We start from the raw sequence: 17,203 nt of genomic DNA, 5'->3' as shown, positions 1-17,203 counted from the left end.
ATAAGATATCAGAAGTCTGAAAACAATTATTGCTTAGGTTTCTCTGCCTGTTTCTCTCTTTCTTTCCTTTTGAAATAGCCCCTTAATAGAAAACTGCCTTTAAGTGCTTCCATGTTTTGATTGAAACCATCAGTCCCTTTCCGGAGATTATCAATACTTGAATTAAGGTTCTTTACCATTACAGAGTCCTTGAGGAATGCGTTTGCAGGCCCTTTACCCGAATTTACATCCTGCTGAATACCTTTCACAATAGTTCCAATATCATTGGTTAAGCGATCTGCCTGGCTACCAACTATATTCATTTTAAGAACAGCTTCATTAAGGTTATATGCAAATGCAGTGTCTTTTAAAAGCAACCCTACAGAGCCTTTACCTGCCTTCATATCAGCAATAATGGTGTGCAGATCATCAGCCATCATACCGGCCCTGGATGTAGTTAAACGAAGATTTACAGCAGATTGGCGAATTTCTTTCGGGAGGGTCTCATCATTTAGTAATTTCCATAATGCAGTACTGCTATTGACCCGCTGCACAGTAATCTTTAATCCGGAGACAATTTCTGAAATATCATTGTTAGTACTTGACAATTTTTGGAGAATTGCATCGGTATCTATTGGTTTTTTGGAGAAAATAACGTCCCCTTCCTGAGCAAGTTCTGTATGCTCCTTTCCGGGAATGATATTGATAACCTTATTACCAACAATACCATCTGTCCCGATCGAGGCAATTGCATCTTTACGGATAATTTCCTGCATTTCTGTATCAATCATCATTGATACCTCAATAGTGGTATCATTAACAATTTTTATGCTCTTTACAGTACCCGACTGGATACCGGAATAACGAACATTATTTCCCGGAATTAATCCCTGTACATTTTCAAATTTTGCTTTTAACAAGTAGGTAGAACCAAAAAGGCTTTTATTTCTCCCGATCATAAAAAGCAGCAGGATAAGAAATGCCAGACCACTCAGGACAAAAATCCCCAGTCTCACACTATTAACAATTTTCTTCGCCATAAAAATTCTATTCAAAAAACAGTTTCACCTTTGGATCAACTGATTGTGTTATTTCTTTAACAGTACCACTCGCATAACATTTTCCATCTATCAGCATAACAACCCGGTCGCTTGCCATACGAACACAATTCATATCATGAGAAATGATTAGAGAGGTAGTTTTATATTTTTGTTGTATTTCTACCATCAGTTCGATGATTTCTTTACTCGTTATGGTGTCCAAACCCGTAGTAGGTTCATCATAAAGGATGATTTCCGGTTTTAAAATCAATGTTCTGGCCAATGCGACCCTTTTCCTCATCCCTCCTGATAATTCAACTGGCATCATATCAATGGTATGTGCAAGCCCTACATCTTCAAGGGCGTTAATAACCATTCTATCCACTTCCTTTTGGTTTACTTCCAACCAGTGCCTGCGCAATGGAAATTCCAGATTCTCCCTTACCGTCATCGAATCATATAGGGCATTACTCTGGAACAGAAAACCCACTTTAGCTCTGATCTGATCCAATTCGTCATGATCCAGATCAGGAATATTATGACCAAAAATATGAATACTACCTTTATCAGGCTTTATCAATCCGATAATGCATTTAATGAGAACTGATTTTCCTGAACCCGATTTGCCTAAAACAACCACACTTTCTCCCCTGACCAGCTCAAGATTAAAATCTTTCAAAACATGATTATTAGCAAATGATTTACACAATCCTTTGATAATCATTACTTTGTTTGATTTTATATCTAGTTTTAATTCAGCGTGCATACTAATTAATAGCCCAAAATATCAGTAACCTGAACAGCCAGCAGGTCGATCACAAAAATAATTACAGAAGAAACAACTACCGCTGAATTAGCAGAACGTCCTACCCCCTCTGTACCCTTACTGCTGTTATATCCTTTATAGCATCCTATAATTCCTACGGCAAATCCAAAAAAGAAACTTTTTGTAAATGCAGGCAAAACATCACCGAATACCAGGTTATCAAAAACCTGGGTCCAATATAAAGTAAAGCTGGTATTTGTATGAATATTAACTCCAAGATAGGCGCCGTATAAGGAAACTGCATCACCCAGCATAACCAGCACAGGAAGCATCAATGTACAGGCTAAAACCCGGGTTGCAACAAGATACTTGAAAGGATTAGTACCACTTACTTCCATCGCATCAATCTGTTCGGTAACCTTCATCGATCCAAGTTCAGCACCAATGCTACTGCCTATCTTTCCGGCAAATATCAAGGCAGTAATTACGGGACCTACTTCCCGTATTACAGCAATTGCAACAATTGCAGGCAATTGGGCTTCCACACCATAATCTGCCATAGATGGCCGAAGCTGCATGGTTAGGACCAGCCCCATAATGAAGGCTGTCAGACCTATCAATGGCAGTGATTTATAACCTATTACATAACATTGTTTTAAAAATTCAGAAAATTCGAAAGGCGGATTCAAGCCATGCCTGAAAAAACGCAAGGCGAATCTGAATAATTCGCCATTCAGGGTTAAAAATGATTTTAAATCCGACTATAATGACATACAATTTATAGATACAAAATACCCATTATTTACAAAACTAATTGATCGTGTGAATGATCAACCTGACAGATGTCAATAAAATAACTGATTAAACTCATTTTTATCATGAATCAGCATTTGATTATGTACAAGAACGGAGCCAGAATCTATTTAACCTGATTTCCTTTAACTCTTTCAATAAGCGCTTTGGCCGTTTGAATGTTCCAGCCATCAAATCGGCCTCTTTGCACAACCAATTCATTATCTTCAGGATGCTGCAAATAATAATGAAAAACAAATTTCCCCCTCGGGTTATACCATCCTACGATCTGACCAAAACGCAAATCGTTAAAAACCAAACTATCGCCATGATGCTCCACGGTGTAAAATCCCTTTGAAAACCGTATCAATTTCTGAAGATCCGAATGATCAAGTACTGGATTTAAGAGCGAGTCATTTCTTGGAAAATACTGAAATTCCATCGATTTGCTACTGTCAAACAAAGAACGAAAACCAACATGATAGCCTTTGTTATCACCCGCTACCACATACCAGAGCCAGTTCTGCAGGGGGGCTGGCGATGTAAAATACCGGGTATAGGAAATTTTCTTTTCCTCCAGAATCCTCCTGACATCATTGTCGATAACCGCTTTATTAACCAGACAATAGATAAAGTATAAAGAACACATTCCCAGCCCAAACCTCCACCAGATTTTCTTTTGCCGATCTCTCCCAGCCTTTAAGAACAAGAGTGCTAATAAAGCAATACCAGGCCAGATTGAAAAGAAAGGATCAGCTACATAAATTGCATTAAAAGATATTCGCTTATGGCTGAATGGCTCAAACCATCCAACACCATAATTATTGAATGCATCAATAAAATCATGAATAAAAATAAGCGAAACGAAGAATATAAACCACTTTAATAAACTAATATTATGGGGACGGTGCCAGCGCTCGGCCAGTAATGCTAAAATTAGCCCTGATATTAAACAGAAGAGAAATGAATGGGTAAATCCGCGATGAGCCAGTAAATTAGATGAGGTATCCATCCAGAATGAGGCTAAAAAATCAATATCAGGGATACTCTGAGCTAGTGCACCCCAAAGCATTGCCTTCCTCCCTAATTGTTTACCGGCGAAGGCTTCACCCATGCATGCACCAAGTGCTATATGAGTGATTGAATCCATTAATTAGATACTTTTATACTTACCGGAGCCCCTCCTTTATTCTTACTTTCATCAGCAGCTTCCATAAAAGCGATTATTTCTAAGGTTTCTTCCGGATTCACCGGTGCTGTTCCTGTTTCAAAAAACATGATAATTTGTTCAAGCAAAGGATCGTAACCCTTAAATTCACCTAAAGTCAGGTTTGCCTTTTCGCCAAAAACGGTTCCTCCAAAATCGCTTGCAGCGACTTTTCCCCCATAATTATAATTGCCATTACGCGTACCTCTAAAACTTCCGAGCCTTCCATCGTCCCAAACACCCACTACTACATCAGTGTCTTTAGTATGTATTCTGGTCACTTTTTTACAGCCTGTACCCATTATGGCAAATAATAGCTCGACTCCATGAATACCATACCAAAATAAATCCGGATGCGTCTTTTCTATAATTGCCGGACTAAAGGTTTCGGCACCTAACACTTTGCCAATTTTTCCCAACTTAATATCAGAAATACCTGTAATAAATCTTAAGGACGAAGAAGAAAACACAGGAGTTTTGTATTGCTTTGCTGCTGCAAATATTGCTTTTGCATCCACCAGGGATGTCGCAATTGGTTTATCAATGAATACCGGTTTGCGTGCTTTTAATACCTGCATCGCCTGGTCAAGATGTAAACGTCCGTCATTGGTTTCCAATAAAACTACATCTACTTTCTTTAACAGATCAGCAATAGAGGCAACTATTTCCACCCCCATCTTTTTCACTTCTTCGATATATCCGGGAATTCTTTCAACACTGGTAATTATGTCATTACTCCCTTTTGGATAAGCTGCAACAATTTTATAACCTCCATAAACGGCGGCAGCATCTATGCCGTTTAATGTTTTGGTAAATGCTACAGAATGTGAGGTATCTAAGCCAATAATACCGACTCTTTTCCCTGTTACAAGGGCTGATTTACCATAAAGTGAACTTATATTTCCATAAATACTTAAGCCAGTACCAGCCAGAGCAGACATCTTTATAAAATTTCTCCGATTGTAACTACTCATAAAAATCTATATTAAGCTTGTTTGTATACTTATGGCTTCAAAGTAAGATACAGCAAATTATAGCTTATCTCTGTTCTCATAAACTTTCATGATCGCATTGATTACATCATCCATATCCTGAGTGCTACCCAGTAAAGATGCTACTCCTTCTAGGACTACCATTTCTTCATTACAGACCAAATCACAAATTGGCATTTGCATTTCTTCCTTATAGCGCTTAAGCCGGGCTGGTGAATACAATGCCTTGTATTCTCTTAATCCGATAATTTCGTCCACCCATGGCTCAACATGAAAACCTCTGGCAATATATGGGCTCAGATTAATCCCTTCTGCAGAAAGGGCTTTTAGAAATTTACTTCTGTCGGCATTGTTAAAATGCTCTTTCCGATAGCTCATTGCATATTTGTAATAGCCGGAACTTTCGGTTCCCGGATACTTTTTTTGAGGAACCAGTCCTGGAAAACCCTTAAGCTTAGCATCCAGATAAGCTGCATTTGCATTACGTTTCTCAAAACGCTCTCTGGCACCGGCAATCTGCCCCATCAGCACTGCTCCTTCGAATTCATTCATACGGTATTTAGGACCTATTGTCACATTAAACCCTTTTCGATTGGTGCCATGATTCTGAACGGTGAAACATCTGTCCATCAAAACTTCATCATTTCCAATAATAGCACCACCCTCTCCGCAGGAGATTTGCTTGCTTGCCTGAAAACTGAAACAACCCAAATCACCAATTGTTCCCAATTGCTTACCCTGATATTTTGCAAAGTTTGCCTGACAGGCGTCCTCAATTACCTTTAGGTTATGTTTCCTTGCAATAGCCATAATACGTTCCATATTACAGGGCATACCCATGATGTGAACAGGAATAATGGCTTTCGTGTTCTTATTAATCTTCTTTTCTATCTCATCAGGATGAAGCTGAAATGAATCTCTGTCAAGATCTACCAATACAGGTAAAGCACGGCTGGTTAAAATGGCAGAAACGGTTCCAAAATCACTGTATGGTGATGTAATGATCTCATCTCCAGGTCCAAAATCCATGGCCTCAACCGAAGTCGCCAGGGCCTGAGTTCCCGATCCTGTTCCAATACAAAGCTGAGTACCCATCAAACGGGCATATTCCTTCTCAAATGTTGCTACGGTTCCCGTTGGCGATTGAATTCGGCTCCAGATACCACTTTTGGTAGTTTTAACAACCGACTCAATTAGTTTCTCATCGGCTATCATTGCAGGCCATTTAGGCCAGACCTTCACTCTTACCGGTGTTCCACCATGTATCGCCAATTTTCCGAGGCTACGCGGGGTATTTCCAAATGCAGGAATCACGTTAGAAAAAGCAGTTGCAACAGTAGTGGCTGTAACTGCAGTAATAAAATTCCTTCTGCTTAAGTCATTGAATTTCATAATTTATGTTTATCCAGATTTCTGGGATGTAATTAAGTTTAAAACGACCCTTTAACTCAAAATGGCTAAAGAGTTAAAATATATCCTAATATAAAAATAAGCGTGTACGTAACCGAATTTATTAAAAATAAGATAACAAATCAAGAGGATCGGAACTTATTTAGATTTTCCTGTCAATAGGTTATGTATTGCTTTCATTAAGATTCCTTCTGCCTCGACAGTTACACCGGATGCCTGTCCGGTTTCATAACCTCCCTGTGAATAGGCTATTGCATTGCCAATATAACCAACACCATAGTCGCCATATCCTGCAACAGCCACGAACAGGTCCGGCCGCTCGGCTTTTGCGGCAAGCTGATATTCCACAAAAGGCTCACCGGGAAGATGCAGAATTCGTGCATTTCCGATACTAAGCAATGAAATATCAATCTTTTTACCTGCTTCTAAGCGCTTTAACCAGACCAGTTTGGATAGATTGTTAGATAAAAATACTGCAGTTTGTGTTTTCATCGCTGCTTCAAGGTTCTCTATACCTGCTGCTGGCTTTAAGGCGACAGGTTCAATACTCCATTTCACAGAAGCCGGACTTACCGATTCACGTTTGGTATTATCCCAGGCGCGTTTCATTCCGTCCGCCAGTCGCTCTGCAAGGATCAGCCTGTTTTCCTTAGCACCGTCATTATATTTTCCGGCCGTAAGATTACCTCCAGCCCCATTAAAGTGAATGTGAAGTGCATCAGGAACAGCAAGCTGACGCATAAAACGCGCAATACCCGGAAAATCCGGATTGGAAATACCGGTACGGTAATAACTTTGTGGATGAGAGGCATAATAACTAAGTACTGCTAATGGTTTGTCATTATTCCAAAAACTGATCAGAGAAACCATCGGGTCAATTAGTCCTTCGGGAGCAGCACGAATAACAGAATCTTTGGTTGCTGAGGTGCGGGTATACATAACTTTTCCATCAGGACCAAGAATCCTGCGGTTAGAAGCCACTTTATAAACCTCAGCCTGTCCGGTTCCGACATGTGTAAAAGGAACAGCACTAACGATGGATTTACGAATAGCCTGGCCCAGGCGATGGATCAGATCCCTCGTATAGCTACCTTCGAATGCCAGTGTGCTCAATCCGGCCGTTTTGAGCATATTCTCTGCACCAAAATCAGAAGTGGGTGCATCATGCTGGTGAATAGCATGGACTACCACTCTCGAAGGAATTGTACCTGCAGCTTCAGCCATAATGCGTTTAAATTCATCCTGACTATCATTTGCAATACCAATCCAATCTACTGAGCACAGTACAATTGGTTCACCGGCACCTAAGATCACAATACCCTTTGCCCTCAAACCCAGGTCCCAGCTATTGATCATCGGATCATAAGTTAAACTACTGCCAACAGGTGGGGTTGCGTCTACATCAAATGTTGCCAGTTTCAATTGCCCCTGAACAGTTTGTGGATAAAAATCTGCAGCAACAGCAGAAAAGTTAATGTCCAATAAAAATATACTGAAACAAAAAAGGAAAGGATAAATGGTTTTTAATGTAATTCTCATGGCAATAATCTGATATTAGTAATCAAGTCCCCGTATTTTGAAATCAATGTATCTGTTAAACAATTATGAATGAGCTGCAAAGGGGGTTACTCACTATCTCTTCCACCCTTCTGCCGGCATTAAACTAATTGAGATAAAAAAGAATTTAATTTCTGTAGAATGCGCTATTCTCTTTTGTCAGAATATCAATAGGCATAAAATAAATCTTCTCTACGGGAGAAGAGAAAGCTAGGTGCTGATAAAGTGATATGAGTCCCCTGTAGCCTTGCTGCTTCGGTTTCTGACAAACTAAAAAGTCGATGATTCCTTTATCCATGTACTCAATATTCTCTTTCAGAAAATCGTATCCAATCAGAATCACATCTTTTTTAGAGCTTTCAATAAAATGCGCGACCTTAGAGACTCTTGAATTAGTTACAAAAACGATCCTGATATCCTTGTTTTCATTAAAAGTATTGCTCAAATACTTCTCAATAGATTTAAGATCAGTATCTCTGATATCAATTTTCAAAATATTATCAGACTTTTTATGCTTGTCGAAATAAGCCCTGAATCCTTCTTCCTTTTTCAAAAGATGATGATGATTGTCGATCTCCCTCGATATATTTACTATTAGTATTTTTTCACCGTTTTTGACCAAATAACTCACCAGATGGGCAGCAAGATAGCCGCTGTGATACAGATTTGGACCGATATAACTCAGGCTGCCACCATTGGGAAGGTCTGAATCAATCAGAACATAAGGAATATTCAATTCCCTGCATTTATCTGTAAACCTGACTGACTCTTCAATAAATGAGGGTGCAAGTAAAATGCCATCAGGGTTACTTTCCAGAATAATTTTTGTTTGCTCTACAAAAGATTCAATCTTATTCTGATCGTAGAAATATTTATCAATTATAATTCCAAACTGCTTGATTTCTTTATCAGCCTGCTCTATTCCTTTCAAGGGGGCATCCCAAAAACTGGTTTCCTTTGAAATTTCGGGTATCAGGGTAGCTAAACGAAGAATTTTTCTGGAAGCAAGCCTTTGCGCAAGCAGGTTAGGCTCATAATTTAATTCCTCAATTATGCTGAGAATTTTTTCTTTGGTTTGTTTGGAAACCCCTTTTCTGTTATGAAGTACACGGTCGACGGTAGCAATTGAAACATTCGCTCTTCTGGCAATTTCTTTTACTCCCGTAAGTTCATTCACTCGTTTTTTCATAACAAATTTCAAAAATATTTTTTAGTGTATCTCTTACACAATAATAACTTTTATCCCTGGCTTTTCAAATCAAATTATTGGAAACATTTCATTTTTTTAATATATTCGTTAACGTACCCGTGAATCAGATATTAAAAAATATTAGCTTTTAAATCCTTCAAAAAAATATTGACTGAAATGAAAAACATATTCACTATTTCTCTCGTGTTAATTATACCATTTGGAGTTTCCGGAATTAAGATAAGTTCAGAAATCAAAATGAACTCAGGTTACAGGACAGATTCAATTGAAGTATCCAGAGCCAGGGCAGATATGCTGATCTCTAAGCTTCCTGAATCAGATCCATGGGATGCCAGACCGGATGGCAGTGCTTTGGCCTGGGGCGAAGCTGCTACACTTGAAACGCTCGTAGATATGTATGAGGCTACAGATGATCCGGCTTATCTGAAGGAGGTTGCACGCAGAGGTGATCGTATGATGACCCATCGTGATGATATTCGGGGTGTAAGTGATGGTTCAGGAAAAATCAGGCCTGCCTGGAGCATGGGATTAAAATATGTTGTTGCAAAAGGAGAATTGCTCAATGCAAGTGGCAATGTTGCAGTAAATATTCGCTCCACCACCTATGCAAACAATAACCTGACCATAGTTGAGTTGGTTCCGGATTCTAAAACTGGTCGTTTTAGTCTTAAGATAACTAACAGTTTTTGGAAAAGAAATGAGACCTATTCTAATCTGAGTATAAATCCGAATGATGAAAGATTCATTGAAAAAATAGTTAATGATCCATTGTCACCATATTCTACCCGTGCGGGAGATTTTTCAGGGGTTAAATCAAACCTGATCAGAGTTAAAGTCACGGGATCAACTTTACCTGTTGCACAAAATATTAGCTTAGAGCCTATAACACTAGCTTATTCAGGCTACCTGGGTATCATTTACCATCCCCTTCTCAGATTGGCTGAACTCGCAAGACAAAAAAGCGAATTGGCTGATCTCCGGCCCGCTGCTGAACGCTTTATAAAAGCTGCCGAAGAATCTTACCTTGATGCATCGGCCCACTTATGGCGAAATGGCCCAAATCAGGGTGAAGGTTATTATTTAACCTGCGAAAGAGGAGAATCATTTCCGGCGGACAATGTAGGACAACCTATCAATTTCCTGGGTATGCATACCAGCTCTCAACTTGTATTATATCGTTTAACTGGGAAAAAGGAATATCTGGAACGTTCTGAAAAGATGGCAAGACTGTTGAAAAATCGTTTGCAGTATAATCAGGATTCAAATCTTTATGTATGGACCTACTGGTATGAACCTATGACTACCGTCGGATGGAAACCCGAGGATATGCTTTCTTCAAATGTTATGATTTATAAAGGCTCCCCAAATGTGGAGGACAGTTCACATGGAGTACTTGATATTGCCATGGTAACTGCTGCCAACCGCGCCGGAATAGTATTTACAAAGGAGGATGTCCTGAGATTTTCAAATACCCTGTTAAAGAATGTGATTCTTCCCGACAGAAGCGGGATTCGCAGGGCTGTTGATGGAAAAGGTGGGGATCATGCTGCCTACTTCCCTATTCTTCATGGATGGCTGGAACTGGCAGCTTATAATCCGGAAGTGTATCAGGAGATCCGCAAAACCTATTTGAACAGGGCTGAAGAAAATCTTGCATTTACAGCAGAATTATTAAGGTGGGAACGCAAAATGAAAGCGATTTCATCAGCTTCTAAATAAGTCAGGAATAGCTTTTAACTCAGATATTTATTAAATTCAATTTTATCATTGATAATTATGGCTGCAAAAGATACATCAAGACGCGATTTTATTAAAAAAAGCTCATTGGGAGGACTGGGAACCGCATTAGGAATTGGAACAACGATTCCTGCAATTGCAGAACAAAGTCTGAATACATCTGAACATTCAATCAGTGATGAAAAGCTTCATGTTAAACCCAGATTTCATAACTGGATTGTGGATGAAGGTGAAGAATGGCTAGAACTTAATACCAAACAGGCAAATCTTAACTGGAATATTCCGGTTTCTCAATGTGCACTTGTTTTACTTGATGTATGGCAGCGGCATTATCTCAAGGAACCAGAAGAAAGGGCAGAAAAAATTATTAATGAGAAATATGTTCCATTGCTAAAGAGTTGCAGAGAATACGGAATGGAAGTAATTCATTGTCCTTCACCCCCAGTCGCAAAAACACATCCTAACTGGGTTAAACTGATGGCAGAGGCTGAACTAAAACCAGTTCCTGATAGCTGGCCACCAAAAGAATTCCGTAATTTAAGTGGTCCATATAATGCTTACAGACGTCCTTTTACACCAAAAGAAGCTGAACGTAATGCCCTCACGCCGCTGACCTTTCACCCCAAGGTTGTTCCCCAGAATAATGAGGCAGTTATTGCATATGGTGAAGAATTACATCGTTATTGTAAACAAAAAGGTATACTGTTCCTGTTCTTTGCCGGATTTAACACAAATGCCTGTCTGATTACCAGAGATTACGGTGCATTACAAATGAATTATCGGGGATATCAGGTGAGTGTAATCCGTGATTGCACAACTGGAATGGAATCCAGAGAGACTCAGGCTGGTTTGCTGCAAACCAATGGAGCCTTGCTCTTTTTCGAAATGTATGGTCAGTACACAGTGACTTCAAATGAAATAATCAGTGGATTTTCCAGAAAAGCCTGATTCATTTCAGTTGCCAGTTATCTATTACCTATTGTCAGTAATTTAGTTCATTGAAAATCAGATAATCATAGTACTCTATGATCAGTTAGTTGCTTTTAGCTTTTAGCTTCCTTCCCTCCGGAAGTTTCAATGACCAAACATCATTAACCAATGGAGGTGTCATACCCCCTGCTATCCATATTTTATCCTGAAAAACAAAGGCTGATTGCTCATGCCGGCCTTTCCATATATTTTCTGATTTAAACTCTTCCCAGGTAATTCCATCCTTGCTGCTCCAAACATCTGAATGATTTTTATATGGATTATTTGACCATCCGGCCATTACCCATATCCGGTCGCGATAGACTACAGACGAAAACCATAAACGCTCATGCCAGGGTGCAGCACTGCTAAGTTTCGTCCAGTGAATACCATCTTCAGAGCTCCAGACATCATTTTTGGCCTGATACTCAGGAGCATAATTTCCTCCCCCAAAGACGTAAATTTTTCCGTTCAAAACGGCAGTCTGGTGATATGCCCTGGGCGACCAGCCTGCATCTGCAGTAGCTAATTTCCAGTCCCGGCCATTTGAAGAATACCAGACATCATTCTTAAGACTGGTTTTGTCTCCAAAATAGTAGTTCTCAGTACCTCCAAGCAACCATAGTTTTCCCTTAAATTCTACTACAGCAGAGGCAATTCTCGGTGACCATGCCGCCTGATTGGTTTCAAGCTTCCAGTCCCTTCCATTTTTGGAGGTCCATACCTTATTACTTGCAGAATGGCCCTTAAGACGTCCATTATACCAGCCCCCCATCATAAACATTTTATTTTTGAAGCTAATGGACATCGACAGGTCGCTGTGTATCCATGGGGCTGAATTAGTCTGCAGTTTCCAGCTTTTACCATCCGAGGAGCTCCAGACATCACGTGGTGGTGCTTCCTGTGAATTAAACCAGCCTCCAAATATCCAGAGCTGGTTTTTGTATACCAGCTCTCCCTGCGAATCCCTGGCCTGCCATGCGGCATTTGGAGTTTCCATAACCCAGTCCCCAATCCTTTCTTGTGCCTGCACAATCGGAGTCATCTGAACAGAGAATAAGAATATTAAAACACTGATAACTCTCACAATATTTTGATCTTTAAAAATCATTTTATATAAATAATTAATTTAATTAAATAAGTATAATTTATTGATAAACAATTAAATAGATAGTGTTTTTTTAGCATTCCCAGACCTTAGCATTTCCTTAATTGTTTCATCAGCTTCTCCCGGACTTAATGATTCTATTCGCAGTAATCCGGTCAGATAATCCAGAATGGGTGAATGAGTCCCAAATGCAAACTTATCGGATCCATAGTTTTTCAAAAAGTCAGACATATTTGTTATCGTCCTGCCCGAAGTATCAAATAACAAATCAGTATTCTGAATCAGCGCCATTTCCTCAACATTCAATGTTGCTGCGTTGGCAAAGTTCAGAATCATATATTTTGCATCGGGAACAGCTTTTATTATCGGCAGAATATTCTTGAGATTCCATTCTCTGATCACATTATCCTCAACGTAAGCCGTATCAATCCAGGAACGCTGCCGGCTGTCGACCATCCTGAAATTAAAAGCAACTGGTAAACCATAATCACGAACCCGTTTTACAAGTTCAATACATGGCGGGTCCAGGATTTCGAAATCATGATATTTAGGATAGATTCTAACACCTTTAAACCCATATTTGTTAATACAAACCTCCAGGTCATTACGCCAGCCCGCATAAATCGGGTTGATGACAGCAAAAGGAATAAAACGATCGCGGAACTTGGCTTTTGATTTGATCCCTTCGAATAATTCTTCGTTTGCCGACTGGGTATTTTTATAAAAAATCCCATTTAGATTACTGATTACCGAAATATCCACACCAAATTTATTCATTCGTTCGTGTAGGGCATCACAAGTATTATGCTTTAGCTGCATAAATGGCCAGTGACCAACGTATGCATTAATATCAATCAACATTTCTTCCTGATTTTTTTAAAATAGTATTGTAATTATCAAAAAAGACCTTTTTCTTCTGGTTTTCAGTGAGATTTGAAGCCAGGATCTTTCCAACGCTCTGGTAATAGCAATTATCAGATCCAAAGAAAAGGCGGTCTTCTCCCAGGCATTTCACCGCAAAATCAATCATGTTCTCTGCATTATTACTCCCTGATGTATCCACGTAGATATTGGGATATTTTGCAAACATTTTACAGGCATATTCCCAGTCGCCCCCTCCCCCAATATGTGCATACTGAAACATTGCTTCAGGATACTTCTGAGCTATTTCTACAAAATCTTCCGGTATCGATGTTTGTGGTCTGATGCCGATATTATACTTCATCCTGTAACCACCCAGGCCAAGTTGAGCATAAGCATGCATATGAATGATCATCTTTAGGTCAATCATCTTTTCTATGATTGGATAAAACAATGGATCATTGATTTTTAACTGGGTATATACTTTTAACCCCACCATACCCAGATCCACACAGCGTTTTATTTCTTCCAATGACTCTTTTTTAAAAATGGCATTCAGGGTAAACTGTCCGACTAAACGATCGGGATATTGTTTCATACACTTAAGCATTAAATCATTGTAAGACCTGAATTCTTTGGGCGTTCCTTCTCCGCTGTAAGCCGGTAGGGAAATATACATCTTATCTATTCCCAAACGGTCGGCAAAGGAAACATTTCCTTCTGGTCCCCCATCAAATAGGTGGGCATGTACATGTGAGTCCAGTTTTCGGTATTTCATCACATCTTTCATCAGATTGTAAGATGAGACCGGAGTTTCAAAACTCATGGTATCCTCTGAGCTACCAGACCGGGATATGCCCATAATCTTCTCAGATACGAGAAGCCCGGCAGCAGATAATGCTGTTCTGCTAACAAATTTTCTGCGGTTGATATAGTCTGACATAAATGATTTTTACGGGAATTAAATTCAATAATCCAAGTTAATATTTTATACGGTTACGTACACGGGTAAACTTTCATTTTGCATAAATTAAATTCAATTAAATAGTATCCCATCAGCTCTATATAAAATGAATAAATGATAGGTTTTTGGCAAAAATGTATGATAAATGATGCTATTTTAAGGACAAATGATGTTGACTGAAATATTCGTATTATTGACATTATAAACCAGCAACAAAATCATAAAAGGGATATTGGAACATCCTTAAAATAAATATGACAAGAATTACTGAAGAATCATCAAATTACAGGCATTTGGAGAAGATGTCTGTTGAAGAACTTACATCAAACCTGAATAAAGAAGATAAAACTGTTGCATTGGCTATTGAAAAGGCTTTGCCCGAACTTAATACCCTGATTAAAACAATTGTATCTAAGATTGAACATGGTGGAAGATTGTTTTATGTTGGTGCAGGTAGCGGCGGGCGCCTATCCGTTCTTGACGTGATTGAACTGCCAACTACCTTTGGGGTTTCTCCCGATCTTTTTAATGTAATTCTTGCAGGAGGTAAAGAGCATCTGATAGAAGCTCTGGAAGAAAAAGAAGATGACGTGAATGCTGCCTGGTTGATGCTTCATGAAAAAAAAGTATCAGCAAAAGATATTGTCATTGGTATTTCGGCCAGTGGTACTACCCCATTCGTATTGTCCGGATTAAAGGAATGTAGAAAACAGGGAATCACCACTGCCTGCATTGTCAGTAATCCCGGATCTATAATCGCAGCAGAGTCTGATATTCCAGTGGAAGTAATCACCGGTCCTGAATTTGTTACCGGAAGTACCCGAATGAAATGCGGAACAGCTCAAAAAATGATCTTTGATATGATAAGTACCAGCACCATGGTTAAACTTGGTCGGGTGCTGGACAATCAAATGGTTAATGTTAAGTTAATCAATGATAAAATTGTGGACAGAGCCGTAAAAATGCTTATGAGCAATACTGGAATTACAGTTTACCATGAAGCTAAACAATTGCTTATTGAACATGGCAGTGTAAAACTAGCATTAGATCATTTTAGAGGTAAGAGGTTTTAGGTATGTGGTATCAGGTACAGCTAATTACTCATACCTGATACCTGACTACTAATGCACAGGTGATTTCGCGAGTCAGTAAAACGAAGACTTACGAATTTACTTAGACATCATGCAAGTTAAATTCGTCAGTCGCTGATCCGGATTGAAGACTAACCCAAATTTATAATTTCCAGGAGTGACTCGAAATCGACTTTCCGCTCGCCAATGTGATTTCACAAGTCGGAAACAGCCAATACCTCACTTATCGAAGTAAAGATAAAACACCTCAGCAAGCTGTTTTCCAAGGAGTTCCCAATCCTTACCCATGGGTGCTTTATTCAGACCGGCTATCCATTCATAGTTCAGTTCATATACAAAAGCATCAATTCCATACCGTTTAGCAAGTCCCTCACCAAATGAGCCCGGATTTTTTACATGAGATGGCCCTTCAGTAAACCAGGTATGTTTGTATAATAGATTTTCAATTCTTTTCATATTTGATACATACTGGCTATTCGCTGCAGAAGGAAGGTTAACATGAATATTCCCCCCCTGATCATTATGCAGATCAATTGCCAATTGGGGCTTCTTACCTTTAATGATCATCATTTCCAGCCAGCTCTCAAAAGCATATTTCTCAGGAGTTATAATCCCGTCTGCCGGACGATCCCACTCCCTGTTAAGGTCCTTACCATTGGTATTGAAACGGGTTCTGCCCCGTGCTACTCCATCTTTATTGGTCATTGGCATGATATACACAGAATAACGTTTCAAAAAAAGTGCAGCATCCTTTTCGAGCAGAGTGCGGATCAAACCCTGAACTACCCAGTTCCCGCCGGGTTCCCAGGAATGAGCCCTTGCCCTAAGAAATACACTAAATGGGGCATCCGGGTTTCCAATTCTGATTATTTCAAGAGGACGCCCTTCAGCTGTATTACCCACCTTCATAATTTCGACCTGTGGCTTCCCCTTGATTTCAATTAATAGTTTATCAAGATCACTGATTCTATATGGCTCAACACTGGCCACATAGATTTGATCACTATTCATCCAGACTTTGAACTTTAATCGATTTCCTGATATAAAGTCAGCCGGAATAACAGTCCAGTTTTTACCATCTTTTGAAATCAGACAATTCGTTTTTTCAGATACAGGAACACCTTTCATACCATTCCAAACATTCTCAAAATTTTTCAGGATTACAGTTACTTCAGAGCCGGAATCCGCCTCAAGTTTAAAATGCCAGTGCCCATTGGCACGATTCGGGGATGCGCGTTCATGGTCATAAATAAGACTCACATTAACAATACCCAAAGAGTCTACTTCCCATTCAAGTTGTGAAGCGTTTTCAAAATTTGTACTGATATATTTTAAACTGCTTTTCAGTGTGTCCGAAGACTGAGAATGGGAATTGCCATGTATATTAATCAGAGTAAATTCAGCAGCTGAACTATTTGGTGCAGAGATAAACAGGGATACTCCGAACAATAAAAAAGCAGTGATTTTTTTTCTCATCTTAAAATTCAATTAGTATTCTCAGGCACATTTACAGCCTATTT

Annotated in this window: 15 protein-coding genes; 3 read left to right on the top strand and 12 right to left on the bottom strand. The window is 39.3% G+C overall.

Annotated elements, in window-relative coordinates:
- Positions 1–26: 26 nt before the first annotated feature.
- The 8 genes from Q8M41_RS16150 to Q8M41_RS16115 all read right to left on the bottom strand — a co-directional run bounded on the left by Q8M41_RS16150 (position 27) and on the right by Q8M41_RS16115 (position 8,932).
- Complete coding sequence (locus Q8M41_RS16150) at positions 27–1,019, bottom strand: MlaD family protein (RefSeq protein ID WP_305366328.1); 993 nt, start codon at positions 1,017–1,019, stop codon at positions 27–29.
- Between the two features lie 7 nt (positions 1,020–1,026).
- A complete protein-coding gene (locus Q8M41_RS16145) occupies positions 1,027–1,743 on the bottom strand; it encodes an ABC transporter ATP-binding protein (RefSeq protein ID WP_305366327.1) in 717 nt (238 codons plus the stop codon).
- Positions 1,744–1,790: 47 nt separating this feature from the next.
- The gene (locus Q8M41_RS16140) at positions 1,791–2,495 is read right to left on the bottom strand and encodes an ABC transporter permease (protein ID WP_305366326.1); all 705 of its coding nucleotides are present in this window, start codon (positions 2,493–2,495) and stop codon (positions 1,791–1,793) included.
- A gap of 209 nt (positions 2,496–2,704) precedes the next feature.
- Positions 2,705–3,727: a metal-dependent hydrolase gene (locus Q8M41_RS16135; protein WP_305366325.1), complete on the bottom strand. Its 1,023-nt coding sequence runs from the start codon at positions 3,725–3,727 to the stop codon at positions 2,705–2,707.
- Entirely contained in the window at positions 3,727–4,758 is a 1,032-nt protein-coding gene (locus Q8M41_RS16130; protein WP_305366324.1) for a Gfo/Idh/MocA family protein, read from the bottom strand. The genes Q8M41_RS16135 and Q8M41_RS16130 overlap by 1 nt, the downstream gene beginning before the upstream one ends.
- A 57-nt stretch (positions 4,759–4,815) precedes the next feature.
- A complete protein-coding gene (locus Q8M41_RS16125) occupies positions 4,816–6,168 on the bottom strand; it encodes a DegT/DnrJ/EryC1/StrS aminotransferase family protein (protein ID WP_305366323.1) in 1,353 nt (450 codons plus the stop codon).
- Positions 6,169–6,324: 156 nt separating this feature from the next.
- Positions 6,325–7,725: a hypothetical protein gene (locus Q8M41_RS16120; RefSeq protein ID WP_305366322.1), complete on the bottom strand. Its 1,401-nt coding sequence runs from the start codon at positions 7,723–7,725 to the stop codon at positions 6,325–6,327.
- A 145-nt stretch (positions 7,726–7,870) separates the two neighbouring features.
- Positions 7,871–8,932 (bottom strand): LacI family DNA-binding transcriptional regulator, encoded by a 1,062-nt coding sequence (locus tag Q8M41_RS16115; protein ID WP_305366321.1) that lies wholly within the window; start codon positions 8,930–8,932, stop codon positions 7,871–7,873.
- A gap of 177 nt (positions 8,933–9,109) precedes the next feature.
- Here Q8M41_RS16115 and Q8M41_RS16110 point away from each other — a divergent pair, with 177 nt between their 5' ends.
- Positions 9,110–10,672, top strand: coding sequence for a hypothetical protein (locus Q8M41_RS16110; protein ID WP_305366320.1), 1,563 nt, complete (start codon positions 9,110–9,112; stop codon positions 10,670–10,672).
- 57 nt (positions 10,673–10,729) lie between these two features.
- Entirely contained in the window at positions 10,730–11,638 is a 909-nt protein-coding gene (locus Q8M41_RS16105) for an isochorismatase family protein (protein ID WP_305366319.1), read from the top strand.
- Positions 11,639–11,723: 85 nt separating this feature from the next.
- Here the strand turns inward: Q8M41_RS16105 and Q8M41_RS16100 are convergent, their stop codons facing one another.
- Genes Q8M41_RS16100 through Q8M41_RS16090 form a run of 3 tightly spaced genes read right to left on the bottom strand, consistent with a single transcriptional unit; the run spans position 11,724 to position 14,571 of the window.
- Positions 11,724–12,770 (bottom strand): hypothetical protein, encoded by a 1,047-nt coding sequence (locus Q8M41_RS16100; protein WP_305366318.1) that lies wholly within the window; start codon positions 12,768–12,770, stop codon positions 11,724–11,726.
- A gap of 51 nt (positions 12,771–12,821) precedes the next feature.
- On the bottom strand, positions 12,822–13,628 hold the full coding sequence (locus Q8M41_RS16095; RefSeq protein WP_305366317.1) for an amidohydrolase family protein: 807 nt from the start codon (positions 13,626–13,628) through the stop codon (positions 12,822–12,824).
- Entirely contained in the window at positions 13,618–14,571 is a 954-nt protein-coding gene (locus Q8M41_RS16090; RefSeq protein ID WP_305366316.1) for an amidohydrolase family protein, read from the bottom strand. Before Q8M41_RS16090 ends, Q8M41_RS16095 begins: the two co-directional genes overlap by 11 nt.
- Positions 14,572–14,846: 275 nt before the next feature.
- Between Q8M41_RS16090 and Q8M41_RS16085 the strand changes: the two genes are divergently transcribed.
- Complete coding sequence (locus Q8M41_RS16085; protein ID WP_305366315.1) at positions 14,847–15,665, top strand: N-acetylmuramic acid 6-phosphate etherase; 819 nt, start codon at positions 14,847–14,849, stop codon at positions 15,663–15,665.
- A 237-nt stretch (positions 15,666–15,902) separates the two neighbouring features.
- Here Q8M41_RS16085 and Q8M41_RS16080 read toward each other — a convergent pair whose 3' ends face one another.
- Positions 15,903–17,159 carry a M14-type cytosolic carboxypeptidase gene (locus Q8M41_RS16080; RefSeq protein ID WP_305366314.1) on the bottom strand — a complete coding sequence of 419 codons (1,257 nt, stop codon included), beginning with the start codon at positions 17,157–17,159 and terminating at the stop codon, positions 15,903–15,905.
- Positions 17,160–17,203 lie beyond the last annotated feature (44 nt).

The organism is Daejeonella sp., assembly GCF_030684675.1.
Classification (GTDB): Bacteria; Bacteroidota; Bacteroidia; order Sphingobacteriales; family Sphingobacteriaceae; genus Daejeonella.
This window is presented reverse-complemented; position numbering and strand designations above follow the sequence as displayed.